The organism is Gemmobacter nectariphilus DSM 15620, assembly GCF_000429765.1.
GTDB classification, from domain to species: Bacteria; Pseudomonadota; Alphaproteobacteria; order Rhodobacterales; family Rhodobacteraceae; genus Wagnerdoeblera; species Wagnerdoeblera nectariphila.
The window spans coordinates 25,926-29,190 of record NZ_KE386950.1 but is presented as its reverse complement, the minus strand read 5'-3'; the positions used below and the strand labels follow the sequence as shown (position 1 = coordinate 29,190).

Annotated in this window: 5 protein-coding genes; all 5 read left to right on the top strand. The window is 69.6% G+C overall.

What is annotated here, in order from left to right; all coding sequences use genetic code 11:
• Window positions 1–3 precede the first annotated feature (3 nt).
• From G481_RS26820 to G481_RS0122390, 5 genes are read left to right on the top strand one after another with little or no spacing between them, the layout of a single operon-like run.
• Entirely contained in the window at window positions 4–105 is a 102-nt protein-coding gene (locus G481_RS26820) for a DUF6511 domain-containing protein (RefSeq protein WP_342666604.1), read from the top strand.
• A gap of 10 nt (window positions 106–115) precedes the next feature.
• On the top strand, window positions 116–331 hold the full coding sequence (locus tag G481_RS0122405; protein WP_028032000.1) for a hypothetical protein: 216 nt from the start codon (window positions 116–118) through the stop codon (window positions 329–331).
• A complete protein-coding gene (locus G481_RS26815; RefSeq protein WP_028031999.1) occupies window positions 328–1,125 on the top strand; it encodes a hypothetical protein in 798 nt (265 codons plus the stop codon). The genes G481_RS0122405 and G481_RS26815 overlap by 4 nt, the downstream gene beginning before the upstream one ends.
• Window positions 1,122–1,871, top strand: coding sequence for a hypothetical protein (locus G481_RS0122395; protein WP_154664731.1), 750 nt, complete (start codon window positions 1,122–1,124; stop codon window positions 1,869–1,871). Before G481_RS26815 ends, G481_RS0122395 begins: the two co-directional genes overlap by 4 nt.
• On the top strand, window positions 1,868–3,223 hold the full coding sequence (locus tag G481_RS0122390) for an ATP-dependent DNA helicase (RefSeq protein ID WP_028031997.1): 1,356 nt from the start codon (window positions 1,868–1,870) through the stop codon (window positions 3,221–3,223). The genes G481_RS0122395 and G481_RS0122390 overlap by 4 nt, the downstream gene beginning before the upstream one ends.
• Window positions 3,224–3,265: the final 42 nt, after the last annotated feature.

Below are 3,265 nucleotides of genomic sequence, written 5' to 3'. Positions count from 1 at the left end.
CGCCTGATCGAGGCGGCGGTCACCGGCTACATCGACAGCATGCAGGACCAGGCCGCGCGCAAGGAGCGCACCGGCACGGTCCTCGACGACCCGATCCCATTTTAGGAGCGCGGTGATGATCGACCTGAACGACGACACCGCGTCCTGCAGCTGGAAGCCTCTGCTCGAGGCGGCCACCGAGAACGCCGTCATCGACTTCGAGATCGAGTTCTGCGACAGCCTCCGCGAGAAGCTGGTGCGGTTCGGCGACAGCGCCCGGCTGACGGACGCGCAGTTCCACAAGCTGACCTGCATCGCGCAGGCCGGCGGGTTCTGGGAGCGCGAGAGATGATCGACCTCAACCATGGCTCGGGCTTCCTCTATGGCGCCGGCGCGCCGCGCCCGCCCATTGCCGAAGCCGTCTCCGCCGTCATCGATACGGCGCTGTCCGCCCGCCACCGCGCCGAGCGTCCGCGCACCTATGTCAGTTCCTCGGGTCTCGGCCGCGACTGCTTGCGCCAGATCCAGTACGACTTCCTCGCGGTGCCCAAGGACGAAGGCCAGGAGTTCGCGCCGCGCACGCTGCGCATATTCGAGGCGGGCCACCGGGCCGAGGACATCGTCGCAGGCTGGTTCCGGATCGCCGGGTTCGACCTGCGCACCGAGCGACCCGATGGACGCCAGTTCGGCTTCGAGGCCCTCGGCGGGCGCTTCAAGGGCCATATCGATGGCTGCTTCGTCTCAGGCCCGGTCGCAATGGACTATCCCGCGCTCTGGGAGAACAAGGCGCTCGGGGCGGCCAGCTGGAAGGACGTGGTCAAGCGCGGCGTCAGCCTCGCGCGCCCCGTATACGCCGCCCAGATCGCGCTCTATCAGGCCTACATGGAGCTGCCGGCCCCGGCGCTCTTCACCGCATTGAACCGCGACACGATGGAGCTGTACGCCGAACTCGTGCCGTTCGACGCGCATCTCGCGCAGGAAATGTCGGATCGCGCCGTCGCCGTGGTGCGAGCCTCCGAGGCCGGGGAATGGCTGCCGCGGGCCGCGGCCGAGCCCACCGCAGTCCTCTGCCGCGGCGGCATGGCCGCCGGCAAGTGGCACGCGCCCTGCGCATGGGCGGGCCGGTGCTGGGGACAGCGGCCATGATCCCCGACGCCTATGAGCTCAAGCGGATCGTGCGCGCGCATCGCGAGCGGTTCTGGTGCTCCGACCTGCTCGCAGCGGCGGAGTTCGCGCCGATCTATTTCTTCGGCGATCAGGCGGCCTTCGATGGTGATCTCGTCGACCGCGCGATGACCCGGGTCTTTACCGGTCCGCTTCGGCTGCCGCATCCGTCCGTGATTTTCGAGGTGCGCGAGCAGCGCGCGTCTCCCTCGGGCCTGATCGTCTGCGCCCGCGCCGACGGCGACATCGTCGAGGCCACGTTCCTCATGCGCAAGCGGGCGCCGCGCGGCTGGACGGATTGCCTGGTGCGGGTCTGGATGCATCCGGACGGAAAGGCGGAGATCGAGGGCAACCCCGCCGAGCGGAGCGACGAGACGGTCCGCGGTCACGGTGAAGTCGCCGCCGGCATCGTCTGGCGCGCGCTGACCATCCTCGGCGCGTCCCCGGACATCCGCGACCGCAAGGTGTCCCCCGCGAAACGGTCCCGCCTGTCTCGCGAGGGCGTACGCGGATGGGTCTGGCGCCAGGTCGCCATCGATCCGGCGCGCCTGCAGGCAGCGACGCCGCCGCAGGGCGGCAGTCACGCCAGCCCGCGCTGGCACATCCGCCGTGGTCACTGGCGGCAGCTCGCCGACGGTCGCCGTGTCTTCGTCCGCCAGTGCGAGGTGGGCGATCCGACCCGCGGCGGGATCGTAAAGGATTACGCAGTGGAGATGCCCCATTCATGACCGAGATCACCCCATCCGCCACGCAGGCCGCCGCGATCCGCGAGATCAAGGAGTGGTTCGAGACCCGCACAGAGCAGCAGCAGGTGTTCCGCCTCTTCGGCTATGCCGGGTCCGGCAAGAGCACCGTGCTGAAGTTCGCGCTCGACGAACTCGGCCTCTCGCCCCACCGCAGCGCGCGGGACGGCCGATGCGTGCCCGGCGTGGTCACCGCCACCTTCACCGGCAAGGCCGCGCTGGTGCTGACCCGCAAGGGCACGCCGGCGCGCACCATCCACAGCCTGATCTACACGGTGATCGAGTCGACCGAGGAGGAGATCGAGGAAGCCGCCCGAAAGATCGCGGTGGCCGAACGCGACGCGCTTCGCCTCACCGGGTTCGCGCGCACCACGGCCGATGCCGCGATCGAGGCGATGCGCCAGGGGCTCTCGGCGATGAAGCACCCGCGCTTCGCCCTGAATCCGCAGAGCGACGCGGCGGACGCCCGGCTGATCGTGCTCGACGAGGTGTCGATGGTCGGCGAGGAGATGGCGCGCGACCTGATGAGCTTCGGCAAGCCGATCCTCGTGCTCGGCGATCCCGGCCAGCTGCCGCCGATCCGGGGCGAAGGCGCCTTCACGCGCGACGAGCCGGACGTGATGCTGACCGAGATCCACCGCCAGGCGGCCGAGAGCGCGATCATCCGCCTCGCCACCATGGCGCGCGAGGGCCGGCCCATCGGCTTCGGCGTCTACGACGACCATGTCGCGAAGCTCCGCAAGGGCGACATCACGCCGGAACAGGCGCTGCGCGGCGGCCAGCTGATCTGCGGGCTGAACGCCACGCGGCTGCAGATCAACAACGCCATGCGCGCGGCGGCCGGTCTCGGCGGGAGCTGGCTGCCCACGGGGCCGGCCGAGAAGATCATCTGCCTGAAGAACCAGAACGATCTGGGGCTGATCAACGGGATGTTCGTGACGCTTGAGGACATCGTCGACGAGGGCAGCCTCTACTTCTCTGCCGTCGTCCATGAGGCTGAGGCGCCTCCCGCCACCGGTTCGAGGGAGGCGCCGAAGGGGCGCCACATCGGCGAGCCCTATGAGGACGGGCGCCCGGGCCGGCTGCGCATCTACAAGGGACATTTCGAGGACCACGTCGCCTATGACGACAAGCGCCACGACCGCGACTACAAGGAGAAGCGCCTGCTGACCGAGGCGACCTTCGGCTGGGCCATCACCGCGCACAAGGCGCAGGGCTCGCAGTGGGAGAACGTGATCGTCTGGGACGACGGGCTGGGCCGCAGCGACATCGACCGGCGCCGCTGGCTCTACACCGCGATCACCCGGGCCGAGCGCGGGCTCGTCCTTCTGGCCTGAGGGGCGCGATGATCGACCTCAACGACATCGCGGTCCCGAAGA

What these genes read in the sequence shown, in the direction of transcription:
- G481_RS26815 (WP_028031999.1), top strand. Translation starts at nt 328, where the DNA reads ATGATCGACCTCAACCATGGCTCGGGCTTCCTCTATGGCGCCGGCGCG.
- G481_RS0122405 (WP_028032000.1), top strand. Translation starts at nt 116, where the DNA reads ATGATCGACCTGAACGACGACACCGCGTCCTGCAGCTGGAAGCCTCTG.
- G481_RS0122395 (WP_154664731.1), top strand. Translation starts at nt 1,122, where the DNA reads ATGATCCCCGACGCCTATGAGCTCAAGCGGATCGTGCGCGCGCATCGC.
- G481_RS0122390 (WP_028031997.1), top strand. Translation starts at nt 1,868, where the DNA reads ATGACCGAGATCACCCCATCCGCCACGCAGGCCGCCGCGATCCGCGAG.